The sequence below is a fragment of the Streptomyces sp. NPDC087787 genome (assembly GCF_044743035.1).
In the GTDB taxonomy this organism is placed as follows: domain Bacteria; phylum Actinomycetota; class Actinomycetes; order Streptomycetales; family Streptomycetaceae; genus Streptomyces.
The window spans coordinates 51,506-68,579 of the sequence record NZ_JBIUVQ010000025.1; the positions used below are offsets into that span (position 1 = coordinate 51,506).

Consider the following 17,074-nt stretch of genomic DNA (forward strand, 5'->3'; position numbering starts at 1 on the left):
CATGAGACCGTGACGTCTCGGACCGCCCGGTACCCCGGGCTGTCGTGGATACTGGCCGAAGGTTTAGGGTTCGGTCGCCCGCAGCTCAGCAACCCTCGAGCGGGCCCGGACCAGAAGCGACAGCGCGGTGTGCGGCAAGGCCGGGAGGGGCCGGCCGTGGTCGGCACACGACGCTTTTGGGGGGCTTGGAACCTATGGACCCGAACACCCGGGAACCCGAGGACATGGGCCATGGCGGCGACGGCCACGTGCCGGGCCGGCGCCCGCCCAGGGATTCCCTCGCATCCGACTTCGTCCAGCACGCGCCCGCGCCGGCCCGCACGGCGCAGCTCGTCTCGGGCGACTTCCTGCTCACCGTCAACCCCGTGGACGGCAGCGAGATCGAGGTCTGCCCGCCCGGCGAACACCCCGACCGGCCGCGCAAGTACACACCGGCCGAGCGGGCAGAGCACGACCGCGGGGCGGTACCACCCGCCCTGCCCGGCCCCGCCCCGTCCGCACTGCCGCTCCTGGAACGCCAGGACGAGCGCGAGCACCTGGTACGGCTGCTCGCCCGCGGCCGCTCCGTACGCCTGACCGGGCCGGGCGGCTCCGGCCGCACCAGCCTGCTCGACCTCGTCGCCGAGGACTGCGCGGACCTCGCCCCCGACGGCGTCGTCCGGCTCAGCGGCTACCGCCGCACCGCGGGCGACCTGCTGCACGACCTCTTCCACGCCGTGCACAGCGCCCCGCGCTACCGGCCCGACCCGGACGAACTGCTCGCGTACGTCGGTGAGATCGGCGCGGTCGTCGTGGTGGACGACATCGAACTCGGCGGCGGCGCGCTCGACGAACTGATCGACGCCACCCCCGAATGCGCCTTCCTGCTCAGCGCGACCCCGGACGTGCCGGCGCCGTCCGCGGAGTCGGAGATCGAGGAGGTCGCCCTCAGCAGCCTGGACCGGGCCGGCGGAGTCGAACTCATCGAGCGCGCCGTCGGCCGTGTGCTCACCGAGGAGGAGGCCAACTGGGCCGGGGACCTCTGGTTCGAGTCCGAGGGCCTGCCACTGCGCTTCGTGCAGGCCGGTGCCCTGCTGAGCCAGCACGACCAGCTGCGGGCCGGTGCCGGCGCCGTCGAGGAGTTCGGCGTCTTCGCGGACGCGCCGCCCGCGGACGCCGTCCTGGACGACGGCGGCGGCGAGTACCTGCCCCTGCCCTCGCTCGGCGAGGCCGCCGCGCCCGCGCCGCTGCTCGCCTCCCGGCTGAGCGCCTCCGCGCGGGCCACGCTGCGGTTCGCCGTCGCGCTCGGTGGCGAGGTGCCCCACCAGTCGCACCTGCCCGCGCTGGTCGGCGACACCCACGCCGACGCCGCGCTCGGCGAGCTGGCGAGCTGCGGCCTGGTCACCCCGGCCGGCCCCCGCCACCGGCTCGCCGCCGGTGTGCTGACCCAGCTGGAGGCCGCCGGATACGGCGAGGACGCCGAGGAGCAGGCCCTCACCGCGGCCCGCCACTACATCTGGTGGGCCGGCCACCCCTCGGTCGCGCCGGAGCGGGTGTGCGCCGAGGCGGACGCCCTGCTCGCCGCGCTGGCCGTCCTGGTGCCGGTCACCGCGCCGTCCGCCGGGGGCGAGGAGGGCACGGCCCTGCGGCTCGCCCGGGCCGCCGCCCCCGCGTTCGCGGCGGGCCTCGACTGGAACGCCTGGGCACGGGCGCTGCGTTACGGCACCGAGGCGTCCCGGCTCGCCGGAGAGGTCGCCGAACAGGCCTACTTCCACCACGAGCTGGGCATCATCGCGCTCTGCGGCGGCCGGCTCGACCGGGCCCGTGCCGAGCTGGAGGCCTCCATCGGGCTGCGCGGCGCGCTCGCCGACAAGCGCGGCACGGTCGCCGGTCGCCGCGCCCTCGCCCTGGTCGCCGACCGCTCGGGCACGGCAGTGGGCCTCGGCGCGACGGCGGGCGAGGAGGTGCCCGACGCCCGCACCGAGGAGTCGGCGTCCCCGGCGGGCGGGGTGCCGGCGCCCTTCCCGGCGCTCCAGCCGCCCGGCCCGGACGCCTCCACGCTGGTCACCCACCAGGCGGCGGTCCCCGGTTCGCCGTCCGGCCCGGCCGGCCCGTCCGCTCCGGCCAAGCACCGCGTCGGCCTCAAGGGCCTGGCCCGGCGCAACCTCGTGGCGGCAGGCGCGGGCGCGCTCCTCGCTGCCGTCCTCGGCACCGTGGTGACGCTCGGCGCCACCTCACAGAACGACCCCGACACCCCCTCCGGCAACGTCAACCCGTCCGCCGGCCAGGACCTGGACGACGGCAGCCTCGGCGCCGACACCCCGAAGCAGGACCGCAGCGTAGGAGACGACACCGGCACGGCGACCAGCCGTCCGACGGATCCGGGCCACGGCACCGCCTCCGGCACGTCCGAGGACCCGGCGCCGGGCGGCGCCGAGCCCTCGGAGAGCCTCGCGCCGTCCGGCTCCGGCACCTCCTCGGACTCCTCGTCCAAGACCCCCGAGCCGTCGGACTCCACCGGATCCCCGGGCGGCGGCACCGGCGGGAAGACGGGTGGGTCGAACGGCGGGAAGACCGGGGGCACGGGCGGCGGCACGCCGGGCGGGAGCGGCGGAGGCGGCGGAAGCCCTTCCAGCGGCGGCGGCGCAGGCGGCCCCACGAGTGGCGGCGGCTCCTCCACCGGAGGAAGCGGCGATCCCACGGGCGGAAGCTCGGGAGAGCCCGGCGGCGACCCCTCGGGAGGGACCACCACCGGTCCCACCGACGGCGGCGCGTCCGGAGAGCCGTCGGGCGGCACCTCGGCGCCGACGTCCGGCCTCTCGGCCGCCCCGCCGGCCGACACCTCCGAGAGCGGCACGCCTCCGACGGCGTCCGACACGGCGACGGTCGCCTGACGCACGCGGAAACGGGGGCCGGGTCCGTGACTTACGGACCCGGCCCCCGGTGTCCTACGAGCGCGCCGCGGCCGTCCTCGGACCGGCCGCGGCCGGCTGTCAGAACAGCCGCAGCTTGTCGTCCTCGATGCCGCGCAGGGCGTCGTAGTCCAGTACCTGGCAGCCGATGCCGCGGTCGGTGGCGAGGACGCGGGCCTGCGGCTTGATCTCCTGGGCCGCGAAGACGCCGCGGACCGGGGCCAGGTGGGGATCGCGGTTCAGCAGTTCGAGATAGCGGGTGAGCTGCTCCACGCCGTCGATCTCGCCGCGCCGCTTGATCTCGACCGCGACCGTCCGTCCCTCGGCGTCCCGGCACAGGATGTCGACCGGGCCGATGGCCGTCATGTACTCGCGGCGGATCAGCGTGTAGCCCTCGCCGAGCGTCTCGATGCGGTCGGCGAGCAGCTCCTGGAGGTGCGCTTCCACGCCGTCCTTGATCAGCCCCGGATCCACGCCGAGTTCGTGCGAGGAGTCGTGCAGGACCTCCTCCATCGTGATGATGAGCTTCTCGCCCGCCTTGTTGACGACGGTCCAGACGCCTTCCTCGTCACCGGTGCCCTCCTTGAGCGTGCAGGGCGGGGACATCCAGTTCAGGGGCTTGTAGGCGCGGTCGTCCGCGTGGATCGAGACGCTGCCGTCCGCCTTGACCAGGATCAGACGGGGCGCTGACGGCAGATGGGCGGTGAGCCGGCCGGCGTAGTCCACGGAGCACCGGGCAATGACGAGACGCATGGTCGGCAACGCTACTGGACGGACGGCCCTGCGCGCGATTCGCCCGGGGACCTCCAGCAGGGCGGGGGCCGGGACTCTCCAGCGGTCGCCCCATTTTTCCCTGGATCACCCGTGTTCACTTGTGGCCGATTGTGTGCCCAACTAGCCCGGTCTGTATATGCATTCGCCTAGTGGGCGTCCGTTCTTGTGCCTACCGTAGTGAACGGGAGGTCGCGATCCGTGCACTCACCGTATTGGGAGTCGCGTGCCCCCTTATCTGTCCGGCAACCCTCGTTGTTCGGGGGTGCGAGAGGAGAACCCATGTCGCTCGACGTCTCACCGGCCCTACTCGAACAGGCCGAGCGAGGCGAGGTCGACGAAGCTGACTTCGTCGACTGCGTCCGGACCTCCCTGCCCTACGCATGGGAGATGATCAGCTCCTTGGTGGCCCAGCTGAAGGTGGACGGCGGCCAGTTCGCCGACAACCAGACGCCCCCGCCGGACGAGTACGCACGCGGTCAACTGCTGCGTGTGCTGGCGAGTGACGCCATGCGCGGCGCGCTTCAGCGGCACTTCGGCGTGCGGCTCGCCTTCCAGAACTGCCACCGGGTGGCGGTGTTCCCGCTGGACGCCTCGGCCGACGAGACGCTGGCCCGTTTCACCTCGGTGCGCAGCCAGCTCCTCAACCAGTCCCCGGAACTGCGGGACTGCTGATGCCGTGAGTCGATGCTTGCCGCTCCGTCCATGGGAGATACTTGGACTTCAGGGGCGGCAAGCCTCCCACGACGTGCTCCCCGTCACCGCAGCTCGGGCAGTACCTCGGCGCCGAGCCGTCGCAGGTTGTCCTCCGTCGCAGCCAGATCGCCCGAGCCCTCGGTGAACAGGGCGAAGCGGGAGATGCCGGTCCGCTCGGCGGTGGCCGCGAGCCGGTCGGCACACAGCCGCGGGGTGCCGACCGGGTGCAGCCCGCAGAGCAGTTCGGTGTACTCCAGCGGATCGCGCATCCCGCGGGCCCGGCCGTCCACGGTGACATGGGCGTCCAGACCCTGTTTCAGCCAGCCCGGCATCGCCTTCAGCAGGGTCTCCACCGCGTCCGTGCGCCGGTCCGCGATCTGGCAGACGCCCGCCGATACATGGCCGGCGCCCCGGATCTCCTCGCCCGTCCGGCCGGCCGCCCGCGCGCACCGCTGCCAGTGGGCGACCATCTCGGCCTTCTCCTCGTCCCCGATGTGCATCCCCAGCAGCATCGGCAGCCCGCGCTCGGCGGACAGCCGCACGCTCGCCGCGGAGGTGCAGGCGACGACGACCTCGGGACCCGGGACCTGGGTCAGCGCCTCCGACGGGCGCGGTACGACGGGGACCTCGCGGAAGGCGAACCGCTCGCCCGAGGCCGACACCGACGGCTCGCGCAGCCAGCGCGTCAGCAGGTCGAGGGACTCGGGGAACCCCTTCTCGTACGCCTCCAGTCCCATGCCGAACACTTCCAGGTCCACCCACGGGCCGCCGCGCCCGACGCCGAGCGAGAACCGCCCGCCGCTCGTCATGTGCAGCAGCGCCGCCTGCTCGCCGAGCGCCACCGGGTGGACCGTGGGCAGCACGCTGACCGCCGTACCCACCCGCAGCCGGCGGGTGCGGCCGAGCAGCAGCGCGGCCAGAGTGATCGCGGACGGGCACGTCCCGTACGGGACGAAGTGGTGCTCGCCCAGCCAGACAGCGTCGAGACCGGCCTCCTCGGCGACCTCCGCCGAGCGGACCGCCCGGTGCAGCGCCTCGCCTTGGCCCTGCCCGGGGAACTGGGCCGCCAGCACGAAACTTCCAACGCGCATTGCTCTTTCCTGCTTCCTCGGCTCCGACACGGAGCTCCCCCACCCGGCATAACCGGGGGACACGTGCCGAGGACACGGCCTGGCGAAGAGATTTGCGGATTGTCTGCGGAATGGGTCGTCCGGGAAGGGGACTTGTGGTGGTTGGTTCTCCCCACATGCCCGCGGTGGCGCCGCGTACGCTGGAAAGGTCCCTGTCTTCCGCACAGTTTCGTGAGGTGTCCCGTGTCCCCCCGCCGCAACCGATCCAAGGCTGGAAGAGACGCCGCCTCGTCCGGCCGGAGCGCCGAGGACGACGGCGGGGGCCGTTACGGCGGTTGGCAGTCCACCGAGAGCTGGCAGGGCGAGGACTTCAGCGTGCGCCATGTCGCCGGCTCCCGCGCCGAGGGCAAGGCGTACCGCTGCCCCGGCTGCGACCAGCTGATCCCCTCCGGCGTCCCGCACGTGGTGGCCTGGCCCCAGCACGCGGGCGTGGACGACCGCCGGCACTGGCACAAGGCGTGCTGGAACGCCAAGGACCGCCGCACCACACGGGTGCAGCGGTCCCGTAACGCGCCGCGGTTCTAGCCGCGGTTCCCGTCGCTCACACGTCGCGCGTGTGCAGCAGGGTCCAGGCGCCGGCGAACGCGACGGCCGTCGCGCCCAGCAGGATCCACAGCGGGTCCCAGCCGGTCGGTCCTGAACTGGTGAGGGAGTTGGAGTAGAAGACGCTCAGCTGGTTCGGGATCGAGTACTCGAACAGGAACTCGCGCACCTTCTCCAGCGAGTGCGTGATCATGAACAGCGCGATCACCAGCGGGGCGAGCACGACCCCGATCATGATCGTGATGGCGCCCGCCGAGTGCCGCAGCACCGAGCCGATGACGAGCGAGATCAGCCCGAGCAGGGCCATGAAGAGGCTGACGCCCACGGTGGCCTTGAACCACTCCGCACCGGTGGGCTGCCGGGCGCCGATGCCCTGCAGCATGGCCGTCTGCGCGAGGCCCACCACGCCGGTGGAGACCAGCGTCACCGTGAACGCGACCAGGAAGAACACCACCGCCTTGGCCGTGAGCACCCGCCCACGGCTCGGGCACGCGGTCATCGTGGTCCGGATCATGCCGGTGCCGTACTCCGACGCTGTGGTCAGCACGCCGAGCGTGATGATGCAGATGCTGCCGAGCAGCAGCCCGAAGAAGCCCATCGACAGCATGTTCTCGTCGCCGTGCAGCTCACCGGCCGCGTTGCTGATGAACAGGCCGATCAGCACCCCGATCCCGACCACCAGCAGGATGAACACCCCGAGCGTCCACATCGTGGAGCGCACCGACTTGATCTTCGTCCACTCCGAGGCGATGGCGTGCCCGAGGTGCGTGCGCACGACGGGGATCGGAGAGGTGTAGCCGGGGTGGGTGGAGCCGGCCGCCGCCTCCCAGGCGGGCGGCGCGGCCTGCGGCACAGGAGTCTGCGGCGTGCTCATCGGTCGTCCTCGGGCTTGGCGGAGTCGTCGGCGGATGCGGGCGCCTGCGGCGCGGCGGCGGGCTGGGCGGGTACCTGCGGGGCCTGCGGGGCGCTCTGCGCGTACGGGTTCACGGTGCCCGCGCCCGGGGCGCCGTAGGGGCCGGGGTGGCCCGCGCCCGGAGCCGCGTACGGGTTCGGCTGCGCGCCCGCGTACGGGTGTCCGCCCGGCCGGGGCGGTGGCGGCGCGTACCAGCCGGGCTGGCCCTGACCGGGCACCGGTATCGCCGGCTCGGCGCCGGGCGGCAGGGGCTGCATCAGCCCGGCCTTCTGGTCGATGGTGGAGCGGTAGTCGACGGCCCCCTGGGTCATCCGCATGTAGGCCTCCTCCAGCGAGGCCTGGTGCGGCGACAGCTCCCACAGCCGTACGTCCGCCTCGTGCGCGAGGTCGCTGATGCGCGCCAGCGGCAGCCCGGTCACGCGCAGCGCGCCGTCCTGCTCGGGCAGCACGTGCCCGCCCGCCTCGGTCAGCGCCGACGTCAGCTTCTCCCGCTGCTGCGGCTCGGTGTCGGGTGTGCGGACCCGCGCGAAGTCCGCCGAGTTCGCGGAGATGAAGTCCGTCACGCTCATGTCGGACAGCAGCTGCCCGCGCCCGATGACGATGAGGTGGTCGGCGGTCAGCGCCATCTCGCTCATCAGGTGACTGGAGACGAACACGGTCCGTCCCTCCGCCGCCAGCGACTTCATCAGATTGCGCACCCAGAGGATGCCCTCGGGGTCGAGACCGTTCACCGGCTCGTCGAACAGCAGCACCTGCGGGTCGCCGAGCAGCGCGGCGGCGATCCCCAGCCGCTGGCCCATACCGAGGGAGAAGCCCTTGGAGCGTCTCCTCGCCACGTCCTGGAGGCCGACGACCCCGAGCACCTCGTCGACACGGCGGGCCGGGATGCCGGAAAGCTGCGCCAGGGACAGCAGGTGGTTGCGCGCGGACCGGCCGCCGTGCACCGCCTTCGCGTCCAGCAGGGCGCCGACCTGGCGGGGCGCGTTCGGCAGCGTGCGGTAAGGATGGCCGCCGATCGTCACCGTTCCCGAGGTGGGGTTGTCCAGCCCCAGGATCATCCGCATCGTCGTCGACTTGCCCGAGCCGTTCGGACCGAGGAAGCCGGTGACGGCACCCGGCCGTACCTGGAAGGAGAGATTGTGCACGGCGGTCTTGTCGCCATAGCGCTTGGTCAGGCCGACTGCCTCGATCATGCTCCGCACCCATCGAACGGTTCAGCTCAGCGGGGCGCATGCCCCCCGTAAGGGTTAGGAGGATATCCGGGCGCTGACGGTTCCGCCCAAAGGGAAGTAAAAACCTGCGCGCTCAGGCGTCCCGCTTCCGCAGCAGCACGTACCCTCCCGCGAGCGCCGCGATCACCCACAGCAGCATGATCCCGAGACCGCCCCAGGGACCGTAGGGGGTGTCGTCGCCGACCCGGGGGACCACCTGCATGATGCGGCTGCCGGCCTGGTCGGGCAGGAACCGGCCGACCTTCTTGGTCGCCGAGACATTGCCCAGGATGTTCGAGATCAGGAAGAAGAACGGCATCAGGATGCCCAGCGACAGCATCGGCGAGCGCAGCATCACGGTGACGCCCATGGAGAACAGCGCGATGAGCGTCATGTAGAGACCGCCGCCGACGACCGCGCGCAGCACACCCGGCTCGCCGAGGGAGGTGCCGATCGAGCCGAGCATCGCCTGCCCGAGGAAGAACGAGGCGAAGCTGGTGACCATGCCGACCACGAGGGCCAGCCCGGCGGCCACCGCCACCTTGCTCGCCAGGAAGGCCCCGCGCTGCGGGACGGCGGCCAGCGAGGTACGGATCATGCCGGTGCTGTACTCGTTGGACACCACCAGCACCGCGAACACGATCATCGCGAGCTGGCCGAGGCCCATGCCGGCGAAGCTGACGTAGGTCGGGTCGAAGGAGACCCGGTCCCGCGCGTCCATGGTGTCGAACTCGTGCTTCGACAGGGCCGAGAGCAGCATGCCGAGGGCGATCGTGACGACCGCCGTCAGGGACAGCGTCCACACCGTGGACGCCACCGACCGGATCTTGGTCCACTCGGACCTGATGACCTGAGTCGCCGCCATCGCTCAGCCCTCCTTCTCACTGTCGGCGCCCGACGGCTGGGCGGGCGCCCCTTCCGGCACGGCCTTCGAGCTGTGCGCGTGGTACTCCACCGCACCGGCCGTCAGCCGCATGAACGCCTCCTCCAGCGACGACTGCTGACTGCTCAGCTCGTGCAGCACGACCTGGTGCTGTGCGGCCAGCTCCCCGATGCGCTCCGCCTTGCCGCCCTCGACCTGGAGCAGACCGGCCTCGCCCGGCACGGCGGTGATCCCGGCCTCGTGCAGCACGTCGAGCAGACGCTCGGGCTGCGGGCTGCGGACCCGCACGTGGGAACGGGAGTTGCGCTCGATGAAGTCGGCCATGGTGGTGTCGGCGAGCAGCCGGCCCTGGCCGATGACGACGAGGTGGTCCGCGGTCAGCGCCATCTCGCTCATCAGGTGCGAGGAGACGAACACCGTACGGCCCTGGGCGGCGAGGGACTTCATCAGACCGCGGATCCAGTGGATGCCCTCGGGGTCGAGGCCGTTGACCGGCTCGTCGAACATCAGGATCCGCGGGTCGCCGAGCAGCGCGCCGGCGATGCCGAGCCGCTGGCTCATGCCGAGCGAGAAGCCCTTCGCCTTCTTCCGCGCCACCGGGGTCAGTCCGACGGTGTCCAGGACCTCGTTCACCCGGTGGGTGGGGATGCCGTTGCTCTGGGCGAGGCACAGCAGGTGGTTGTAGGCGCTGCGCCCACCGTGCATGGCCTTGGCGTCCAGCAGGGCGCCGATGTACGTCAGCGGGTCCTTGAGCTCCTGGTAGTGCCTGCCGTCGATGCGGACGTACCCGGCGGTGGGCCGGTCGAGGCCGAGGATCATCCGCATCGTCGTGGACTTCCCGGCGCCGTTGGGCCCGAGGAACCCGGTGACGGTGCCCGGCCGGACGGTGAAGGTGAGGCCGTCGACCGCCAGCTTGTCTCCGTACCGCTTGGTCAACCCCTCCAGTTCGATCATGGCAGACACGCTAGAACGCCGCGAAGCTCTCCGCCACCCCTGGGGCGGAGAGCTTCGCGTTCAGCGGCGGATGTCAGCCGCGGTCGGGCCCGGCGAACGCCGTTCAGCGGGACTGCTGGGCCGGAACGCCGCGGGAGATCGGCTCGTCCTCGGTCGGCGCGCCCGCGGCGGCCACCGCGGCACCGGTGAGGGTCGCCAGCATCTCGCGCACGTTCGTCAGCTGCGCGTTGATGGAGTCGCGGCGGTTGGTGAGCGCCGCGAGCTCGCGCTCGGATTCCGAACGGATGCGGTCGGCCTTGGCGTTGGCGTCGGCCACGATGTCCTCGGCCTGGCGCTGGGCCGTCTCCACCGTCTGGCGGGCGCGGCGCTCGGCGTCGGTGCGCAGCTTCTCCGCCTCCAGGCGGAGCTGCTCGGCACGGTGCTCGATCTCCGCCAGCCGCTTCTCGGCCTTGGCCTGACGGGAGGCCAGGTCCCGCTCGGACTGCTCGCGCCGCTTGGCGAGGTTCGTCTCGAAGTCGGCGGCGGCCTGCGCGGCCTTGGCGCGGGTCTCCTCGAAGAGGGCGTCCGCCTCCTCACGCTTGGACTGCGCGTCCTTCTGCGCCTCGGCGCGCAGCTGGGAGGCCTCGCCCTTGGCCTTCTCGACGATCCGGACGCCCTCGTCCTCGGCCTTGGACTTGCGGTCCGCGGCGAAGGACTCGGCGTCGTTGCGAACCTGCTGAGCCGCCGACTCGGCGAGTTCGCGGTGCTGTTCGGACGCGCGGCGGGCCTCCTCACGCAGATCCTTGGCCTCCTCCTCGGCGAGGCGGAGGATCTTCTCGACCCGCGCGCCGAGGCCCGCGTACGACGGTTCGGCGTCGCCGATCTGGGCCTGGGCGTTCTGCGTCTCGAGGTGGAGCTCCTCGATGCGCTTCTCCAGGGCGGTGATGCGGGCGAGAGCACTGTCACGGTCGGAGACGAGCTTGGAGATTCGTTCGTCCACCTGAGCGCGGTCGTACCCACGCCGCACAAGCTCGAAGCCGTAGGGGGAAGTGTCGCTCATGGGGTTCCTGTCCGAATGAGACCGGTGAGGTGATAGGTGGAATCCTAGGGGCCGAAGCGGTGTGTCATCGAGCGGATACGTGTTTGATCTGGAGAATGACACCTCTTTTGGGTGGCTGACCGTCCCAAGGCTTGCCAAGAGAACGGGTCAAACCACCCAGAAGGCCGGAATCCCCCTCCAGGCTATCCGTCTGACGATTTGCCACCCGACCGGGGTGCCCCCACCGTCGCTCCCGCCTTCACCGCACCGTCCTTCCCGGACGGCGCCTCGAACGACTCCAGTGCCTCCAGCACGTCCTGCACCCGGGAGATCTCGGTGTTGATGTCCTCGCGCCGGCGCACCAGGATCTCCAGCTCCCGCTTGCCCTCCTCGACCGTGCGCCGGGCCTCGCGGACCGCCTCGGCCTTGAGCTCCTCGGCCTCCTTCACGAGCGTGGCCTTCTTCTGCTCGGCCTCCTTCAGCAGCCCCTCGGCCTTCTTCACCGCGGCGATCCGCACCTTGCCCGCCTCGGAGTTGGCCTCCGAGACGATCTCCTTCGCCTTGGACTGCGCCTTGGCGAGCTGCTCCTCGGCCGCCTTGACGAGCGCGTCGCAGCGGTCGCCCGCCGACTTCATCGTCTCGGCCGCCTCGCGGCGGGCCCGCTCGTGCAGTTCCTCGATCTCGGTCGTCAGGCGCTCGCGCAGCTCCTCCGCGCGCTCGCGGATCTGCGTGGCGTCCCTGCGGGCGCCGACGAGCAGTCCGTCCGCGTCCGTACGGGCCTTCTCCACCGTGGAGTTGCCCTCGACCCTCGCCCCGGACAGGATCCGGTCGGCCTCCTTGCGGGCCGCGCCCACCATCGTGTCGGCCTGGGACTCGGCGTCCGCCTTCGTCTTGACCGCGCTCGCCTGCGCCTCGGTGAGCAGCTTGTCGGCCTCGGCGGCGGTCTCGTTGATGAGGGTGTCGACCTGCTCGGCGGCCTCCGAGCGCCGCTTGTTGGCGTCCCGGCGGGCCTCGTCCAGGGTCCGCTCGGCCTCCGCCCGCGCGTCCGACCTGACCCGCTCGGCCTCGGCGCGGACCCGCTCGGCGTGCGCCTGCGCGGCGCCGACCGTCTCGGCGGCGCCGGCGCGCAGCCGCTCCGCGTCCCCGGTGGCGTCCGAGATCAGCTTCTCCGCCTTGGCGACGGACTCGGCACGGACCTGGTCCGCCTCCGCGATCGTCTCCGCCTGGAGCCGCTCCGCCTCCGAGCGCGCCTCGGAGATGAGGGCGTCCGCCTGGGTGGCCGCATCCGTCCGGATGCGGTTGGCGTCCTCGCGGGCCTCCGCACGGGTGCGCGAGGCGTCCTGCTCGGCCTGCGCGATGGTGTCGGAGGCCTCGGTGCGCACCCGCTGGGCGTGCTCGGAGACGTCCGCGCGGATCCGCTCCGCCTCCGTGATCGCCTCGGACACGGTCCGCTCGGCGAGCACCTTGGCGGCCTCGGTCTCCTCCCGCGCCTCGCTGCGCAGCCGGCCCGCGTCCTCGCTCGCCCGCTCCCGCTCGGCGTAGGCGTCGGTGCGGACCCGGTCCGCCTCCTCCTCGGCCTCCCTGCGAGTGCGCTCCGCCGCGTGCTCGGCGGCCGACCGCAGCCCGGCGATCTCCTCCTGCGCCTGGTCGTGCAGCCCGGCGACGGAGTCCCGCACCTGCTGCGCGTGCTGCTCGGCGGCCGACACCATCTCGGTGGCGCGCCGGTCGGCCTCCTCCACCAGACGGGTGGCCTCGGCCTGCGCCTCCTCCACCCGCTTGCGCGCCGAGGCCAGCAGCTCCTCGCTCTGCTCGCGGGCCCGCTCGCGCTCCTGGCCGGCCTCTGCGCGCGCGGCACCGAGCAGCTCCTCGGCCTCGCGGCGGCGCCGGGCGGCCTCCTCCTGGGCGGCGGTCAGCGTCTCGGACGCCTCCGCGCCGAGCCGTTCCGCGGCGGCCTGTGCCTCCGCGCGCACCCGGTCCGCGGTGTCCTGCGTCTCCGCCTTGAGCCGCTCGGCCTCCGCGGCGGCCTCCGAGCGCAGCCGTACGGCGACGGCCTCGCCCTCGGCGCGGGAGGCGGACGCGTCGGCGGCGGCCGCGTCGCGCAGCCGCTCGGCCTCCGTCTCCGCCTGCTGTTGCAGCGTCCGGATGCGCTCGGCGGCCTCGGTGCGCAGCCGCTCGGCCTCCTCGGCCGCCTCACGGCGGATGCGGGAGGCCTCCTCGCGGGCCTCGCCGAGCGCCTTCTCGGCGTTCGCGAGCCGCTCCTCGGCCTCGGTGTGCAGCCGGGTGAGCTCCTCGGCGGCCTCCGCCTTCCGGGCGGCGACCGCCTCCTCGGTCTCCTCGCGCAGCTCGCGCGCGGCCCGCTCGGCGTCCGCCTTGACCGACTCGGCCTGCTCCTCGGCCTCGGCGCGGTGGCGCTCGGCCTCCTTGCGGGTGCGCTCCAGGGTCTCCTCGGCCTGCCGGCGCAGGGTGGTGGCCCGCTCGATGGCCTCGGTGCGGACCTTCTCGCTGTCGCTCTGCGCGGTGCCGCGCAGCTCGTCGGCGTCGGCCTTCGCCTTGGCCAGCAGCTCCTCGGCGGACTTGGCCGCCTCCTCGATCTGCGCCACGGCCTCGCGGCGGGCCTCGGCGCGGATCCTCTCGCCCTCGGCGACCGCGTCGGCCCGCAGCTGCTCGGCCTCGCCGCGCAGCCGGCGGGCCTCCTCCTGGAGTTCGACCGTCTTGGCGCGGTACTCCTTGGTGTCGTCCTTGGCGGCGCCCTTGAGCTGCTCGGCGAGGTCGTGCGCCTCGGCGCGCAGCCGGTCCGCCTCGGCCTCGGCCTCCTTGCGGACCCGCTCGGCCTCCTCGGCCGCCGCCTTGGTGGTCCGCCTGGCGTCCTCCGCCGCCTTGTTCAGCACGTCCTCGGCGGTCTTGGCCGCCTTGGACAGCTGGGTGGCGCTCTCCTCGGCGGTGATCGTGCGGGCCTTCTCGGAGGCCTCCGCAACGATCTTCTCCGCCTCGGCGCGGGCGTCCGCGACCAGCTGCTCGGCCTCGGACTTGGTGGCCTCGGCCTCCTTGGTGGCCTCCTGCACCAGCCGGGCGACCTGCTCCTTGGCGGTGCGCGTGCGCTGCTCGTTGGCCGCCTCGGCGCCGGCGAGCGTCTTGGCCGCGGCGTCCTCGGCCTCGGTGACCAGCTTGTCGGCCTCGGTCCGCGCCTTGCGCAGCGCCTCCTCGGCGTCGGCCATGCGCTGCTCGGCGGACCGGCTCAGCTCGGCGGCCTGCCGGCGGGCGGCGTCCGACTCGCTGGCGGTGGCCGAGCGGAGCTGCTCGGCGTGGTCGGTGGCCTCCTGGGCCTGGTTGGAGGCGGCGTTCAGCAGCCGCTCGGCGTCGGTGCGGGCACGGCGCAGGAGCTGTTCGGCCTCCGCGCGGGCCGCCTCGGCCTCGCCCTGCAGCCGCTGCCGGGCCTCGGCGGCCACCCGTTCGGCCTCCGCGCGGGCCGCGGCCATGGCCTGCTCGGCCTCGGCGCGGGACTCGTCCAGCAGACGCCTGGCCTGCTGCTCGGTACGGGCGCGCAGTTGCTCCGCCCACGCCACGTTCTCGTTGACGTGCGACTCGACGGTCTGCCGGCGCTCGGCGAGCTCCTGGTCGAGCTGCTGGCGCCGGTTGACCGCCTCGGTGTGCAGCTCGGCCTGAAGACGCGCCGCCTGCTCCGCGTGCTCCTGGAGGATGCGCTGCGTCTGCGCTCTGGCCTGGCTCAACTCGCGCTCGGCGTCGGCGCGGATCTGGTCGGCCTGCATCTGAGCGTTGCGCAGCAACTGCTCGGCCTGGTAGCCGAGGTCGGCGCTGTCGTAGGCGGGCCGGGTCATGATGGTGCGGCGCGCCTCGTGAAGCTTGGCGCGCAGCACCTCGACCTGGTAGCCGAGGTCCTCGGCGTGCTGGATCGCCTTTTCCCGCTCGGTCTTCAGCCGATCCATCTCGGCCTCGAACCGAGAGAGGTGGTCGACGTCAGCCGCCGGCTCTCGCTCCTGGCGTTCGTAGCCCCGCACTGCGCGGTCCCATCCGTCCCCTGGTCGCAAGCCTGTCCAAACGAGCTCCGTCCATCCGCCGAACGGGGCCCCCGGGAAATGGTGTCAGATCAACAGCGGAGCACGGGCTGGTGCCCCGCCGCTCGTCCCCCGAAACACGGACCCCGGCGGTCCTGTCATTCCTGACGGCAGGACCGGGTCGTCCCCGCTGGGAGGACGACCGCCCCCAACCCTACCGGCCCTTATGTACGGGAGTCAGTGCTCAACCGACTCAACGGCCGCCGAAGTGACCAGTTCTGTCAGGACTCCGTGGCAATCCTTCGGGTGCAGGAAAGTGATCCTCGACCCCATCGAGCCGCGTCGCGGCTCGTCGTAGAGAACGCGTACGCCCTTGTCGCGCACGGCGGCCGCGTCCGCGTCGACGTCCGCCGTGCCGAAGGCGATGTGATGAACGCCCTCGCCGTTCTTGGCGAGCCACTTCGCGACGGTGGAGTCCTCGCGGATCGGTTCGAGGAGTTGCAGGTAGGAAGCCCCGCCGTCGGAGGTCTCGTTGATCTTGAGCATGGCCTCGCGCACGCCCTGTTCCTCGTTGACCTCGGTGTGGAACACCTCGAAGCCGTACGTGGACCGGTAGAACTCGACTGTGGCGTCGAGGTCGTGGCAGGCGATTCCGATGTGGTCGATTCGCGTCAGCATGGAATCAGTGCAGCGCCACCGGGATGGTTACGCAACGTGCGCGCGATCACACTGACGGCCCGATGACGCGGCGGAGCACCGCTCAGTACATTCGAAGTAAACCCTCGTTCACTCCTCGGCCGTGCAGGCCGGTAAGGGGATCGCAGCTCATGTCTTCTGGAACTTCCGGTACGACCGGCTCGGTGATCGTCGCGGGCGCGCGGACGCCCATGGGGCGGCTGCTGGGCTCGCTGAAGTCCTTCTCGGGAGCCGACCTCGGCGGCTTCGCGATCAAGGCCGCCCTCGATCGCGCGGGGATCGGGGGCGACCAGGTGCAGTATGTGATCATGGGCCAGGTGCTCCAGGCCGGAGCGGGGCAGATCCCGGCCCGCCAGGCCGCGGTCAAGGCGGGCATCCCGATGAGCGTCCCCGCGCTCACGGTCAACAAGGTCTGCCTGTCGGGTCTGGACGCCATCGCGCTCGCCGACCAGTTGATCCGTGCGGGTGAGTTCGACGTGGTCGTGGCCGGCGGCCAGGAGTCCATGACCAACGCCCCGCACCTCCTGCCGAAGTCTCGCGAGGGCTACAAGTACGGCTCGGTGGAGATGCTGGACTCGATGGCCCACGACGGCCTGACCGACTCCTTCGAGGGCATCGCCATGGGCGCGTCGACGGAGAAGCACAACACCCGCCTGGGCATCGGGCGCGCCGAGCAGGACGAGATCGCCGCCCTGTCCCACCAGCGGGCCGCCGCCGCGCAGAAGAACGGCGTCTTCGAGGCCGAGATCACCCCGGTGGAGATCCCGCAGCGCAAGGGCGACCCGGTGCTGTTCAGCAAGGACGAGGGCATCCGCGGCGACACCACGGCCGAGGGCCTGGCCAAGCTGCGCCCGGCCTTCGCCAAGGACGGCACGATCACCGCCGGCTCCTCCTCGCAGATCTCCGACGGGGCCGCGGCCGTGGTGGTGATGAGCAGGGCCAAGGCCGAGGAACTGGGCCTGGAGTGGATCGCCGAGATCGGCGCCCACGGCAATGTCGCGGGTCCGGACAACTCCCTGCAGTCCCAGCCCTCCAATGCCATCCTGCACGCCCTCAAGAAGGAGGGCCTGGAGGTCTCCGACCTGGACCTCGTCGAGATCAACGAGGCGTTCGCCGCCGTGGCCGTGCAGTCAATGAAGGACCTCGGTGTGTCCACGGAAAAGGTGAACGTGAACGGCGGCGCCATCGCCCTGGGTCACCCGATCGGGATGTCCGGCGCCCGTCTCGTGCTGCACCTGGCGCTGGAGCTGAAGCGGCGCGGCGGCGGTGTCGGCGCGGCCGCGCTGTGCGGCGGCGGCGGTCAGGGCGACGCGCTGATCGTCCGGGTGCCGAAGGCCTGAGCCGGGCGACGCCCG

The 17,074-nt window shown here is 72.4% G+C and carries 13 protein-coding genes; 4 read left to right on the forward strand and 9 right to left on the reverse strand.

Going from position 1 to position 17,074, the window contains the following annotated elements; all coding sequences use genetic code 11:
- The first annotated feature begins 194 nt into the window (after positions 1-194).
- On the forward strand, positions 195-2,873 hold the full coding sequence (locus ACIOWN_RS30540) for an ATP-binding protein (protein WP_401983930.1): 2,679 nt from the start codon (positions 195-197) through the stop codon (positions 2,871-2,873).
- 99 nt (positions 2,874-2,972) lie between these two features.
- Here the strand turns inward: ACIOWN_RS30540 and nucS are convergent, their stop codons facing one another.
- Positions 2,973-3,644, reverse strand: a complete 672-nt coding sequence (gene nucS / locus ACIOWN_RS30545; RefSeq protein ID WP_362355280.1) for an endonuclease NucS — start codon at positions 3,642-3,644, stop codon at positions 2,973-2,975.
- Positions 3,645-3,944: 300 nt separating this feature from the next.
- Here nucS and ACIOWN_RS30550 point away from each other — a divergent pair, with 300 nt between their 5' ends.
- On the forward strand, positions 3,945-4,337 hold the full coding sequence (locus ACIOWN_RS30550) for an SCO5389 family protein (RefSeq protein WP_100568028.1): 393 nt from the start codon (positions 3,945-3,947) through the stop codon (positions 4,335-4,337).
- A gap of 83 nt (positions 4,338-4,420) precedes the next feature.
- Here ACIOWN_RS30550 and ACIOWN_RS30555 read toward each other — a convergent pair whose 3' ends face one another.
- Positions 4,421-5,449, reverse strand: a complete 1,029-nt coding sequence (locus tag ACIOWN_RS30555; RefSeq protein ID WP_362355283.1) for an LLM class flavin-dependent oxidoreductase — start codon at positions 5,447-5,449, stop codon at positions 4,421-4,423.
- Positions 5,450-5,671: 222 nt separating this feature from the next.
- On the opposite strand from ACIOWN_RS30555, the gene ACIOWN_RS30560 reads away from it, so the two are divergent.
- Positions 5,672-6,013 carry an ATP/GTP-binding protein gene (locus ACIOWN_RS30560; RefSeq protein ID WP_401983931.1) on the forward strand — a complete coding sequence of 114 codons (342 nt, stop codon included), beginning with the start codon at positions 5,672-5,674 and terminating at the stop codon, positions 6,011-6,013.
- A gap of 16 nt (positions 6,014-6,029) precedes the next feature.
- Here ACIOWN_RS30560 and ACIOWN_RS30565 read toward each other — a convergent pair whose 3' ends face one another.
- From ACIOWN_RS30565 to mce, 7 genes are all read right to left on the reverse strand, one after another.
- Positions 6,030-6,905 (reverse strand): ABC transporter permease, encoded by an 876-nt coding sequence (locus ACIOWN_RS30565; protein ID WP_401983933.1) that lies wholly within the window; start codon positions 6,903-6,905, stop codon positions 6,030-6,032.
- On the reverse strand, positions 6,902-8,137 hold the full coding sequence (locus ACIOWN_RS30570) for an ABC transporter ATP-binding protein (RefSeq protein ID WP_401983935.1): 1,236 nt from the start codon (positions 8,135-8,137) through the stop codon (positions 6,902-6,904). Before ACIOWN_RS30570 ends, ACIOWN_RS30565 begins: the two co-directional genes overlap by 4 nt.
- 112 nt (positions 8,138-8,249) lie before the next feature.
- Positions 8,250-9,020: an ABC transporter permease gene (locus ACIOWN_RS30575; protein WP_362355295.1), complete on the reverse strand. Its 771-nt coding sequence runs from the start codon at positions 9,018-9,020 to the stop codon at positions 8,250-8,252.
- Between the two features lie 3 nt (positions 9,021-9,023).
- A complete protein-coding gene (locus ACIOWN_RS30580) occupies positions 9,024-9,992 on the reverse strand; it encodes an ATP-binding cassette domain-containing protein (protein WP_362355298.1) in 969 nt (322 codons plus the stop codon).
- A 103-nt stretch (positions 9,993-10,095) separates the two neighbouring features.
- Positions 10,096-11,031, reverse strand: a complete 936-nt coding sequence (locus ACIOWN_RS30585; protein ID WP_362355301.1) for a cellulose-binding protein — start codon at positions 11,029-11,031, stop codon at positions 10,096-10,098.
- Between the two features lie 182 nt (positions 11,032-11,213).
- Positions 11,214-15,026, reverse strand: coding sequence for a polarized growth protein Scy (scy, locus tag ACIOWN_RS30590; protein WP_401983938.1), 3,813 nt, complete (start codon positions 15,024-15,026; stop codon positions 11,214-11,216).
- Positions 15,027-15,260: 234 nt separating this feature from the next.
- Positions 15,261-15,701, reverse strand: a complete 441-nt coding sequence (mce, locus tag ACIOWN_RS30595) for a methylmalonyl-CoA epimerase (protein ID WP_100568019.1) — start codon at positions 15,699-15,701, stop codon at positions 15,261-15,263.
- A gap of 149 nt (positions 15,702-15,850) precedes the next feature.
- On the opposite strand from mce, the gene ACIOWN_RS30600 reads away from it, so the two are divergent.
- Positions 15,851-17,059, forward strand: coding sequence for an acetyl-CoA C-acetyltransferase (locus ACIOWN_RS30600; protein WP_100568018.1), 1,209 nt, complete (start codon positions 15,851-15,853; stop codon positions 17,057-17,059).
- The last annotated feature ends 15 nt before the right edge of the window (positions 17,060-17,074 follow it).

What these genes read in the sequence shown, in the direction of transcription:
- ACIOWN_RS30540 (WP_401983930.1), top strand. Translation starts at nt 195, where the DNA reads ATGGACCCGAACACCCGGGAACCCGAGGACATGGGCCATGGCGGCGAC.
- nucS (WP_362355280.1), bottom strand. Translation starts at nt 3,644, where the DNA reads ATGCGTCTCGTCATTGCCCGGTGCTCCGTGGACTACGCCGGCCGGCTC.
- ACIOWN_RS30550 (WP_100568028.1), top strand. Translation starts at nt 3,945, where the DNA reads ATGTCGCTCGACGTCTCACCGGCCCTACTCGAACAGGCCGAGCGAGGC.
- ACIOWN_RS30555 (WP_362355283.1), bottom strand. Translation starts at nt 5,449, where the DNA reads ATGCGCGTTGGAAGTTTCGTGCTGGCGGCCCAGTTCCCCGGGCAGGGC.
- ACIOWN_RS30565 (WP_401983933.1), bottom strand. Translation starts at nt 6,905, where the DNA reads ATGAGCACGCCGCAGACTCCTGTGCCGCAGGCCGCGCCGCCCGCCTGG.
- ACIOWN_RS30570 (WP_401983935.1), bottom strand. Translation starts at nt 8,137, where the DNA reads ATGATCGAGGCAGTCGGCCTGACCAAGCGCTATGGCGACAAGACCGCC.
- ACIOWN_RS30575 (WP_362355295.1), bottom strand. Translation starts at nt 9,020, where the DNA reads ATGGCGGCGACTCAGGTCATCAGGTCCGAGTGGACCAAGATCCGGTCG.
- ACIOWN_RS30580 (WP_362355298.1), bottom strand. Translation starts at nt 9,992, where the DNA reads ATGATCGAACTGGAGGGGTTGACCAAGCGGTACGGAGACAAGCTGGCG.
- ACIOWN_RS30585 (WP_362355301.1), bottom strand. Translation starts at nt 11,031, where the DNA reads ATGAGCGACACTTCCCCCTACGGCTTCGAGCTTGTGCGGCGTGGGTAC.
- mce (WP_100568019.1), bottom strand. Translation starts at nt 15,701, where the DNA reads ATGCTGACGCGAATCGACCACATCGGAATCGCCTGCCACGACCTCGAC.
- ACIOWN_RS30600 (WP_100568018.1), top strand. Translation starts at nt 15,851, where the DNA reads ATGTCTTCTGGAACTTCCGGTACGACCGGCTCGGTGATCGTCGCGGGC.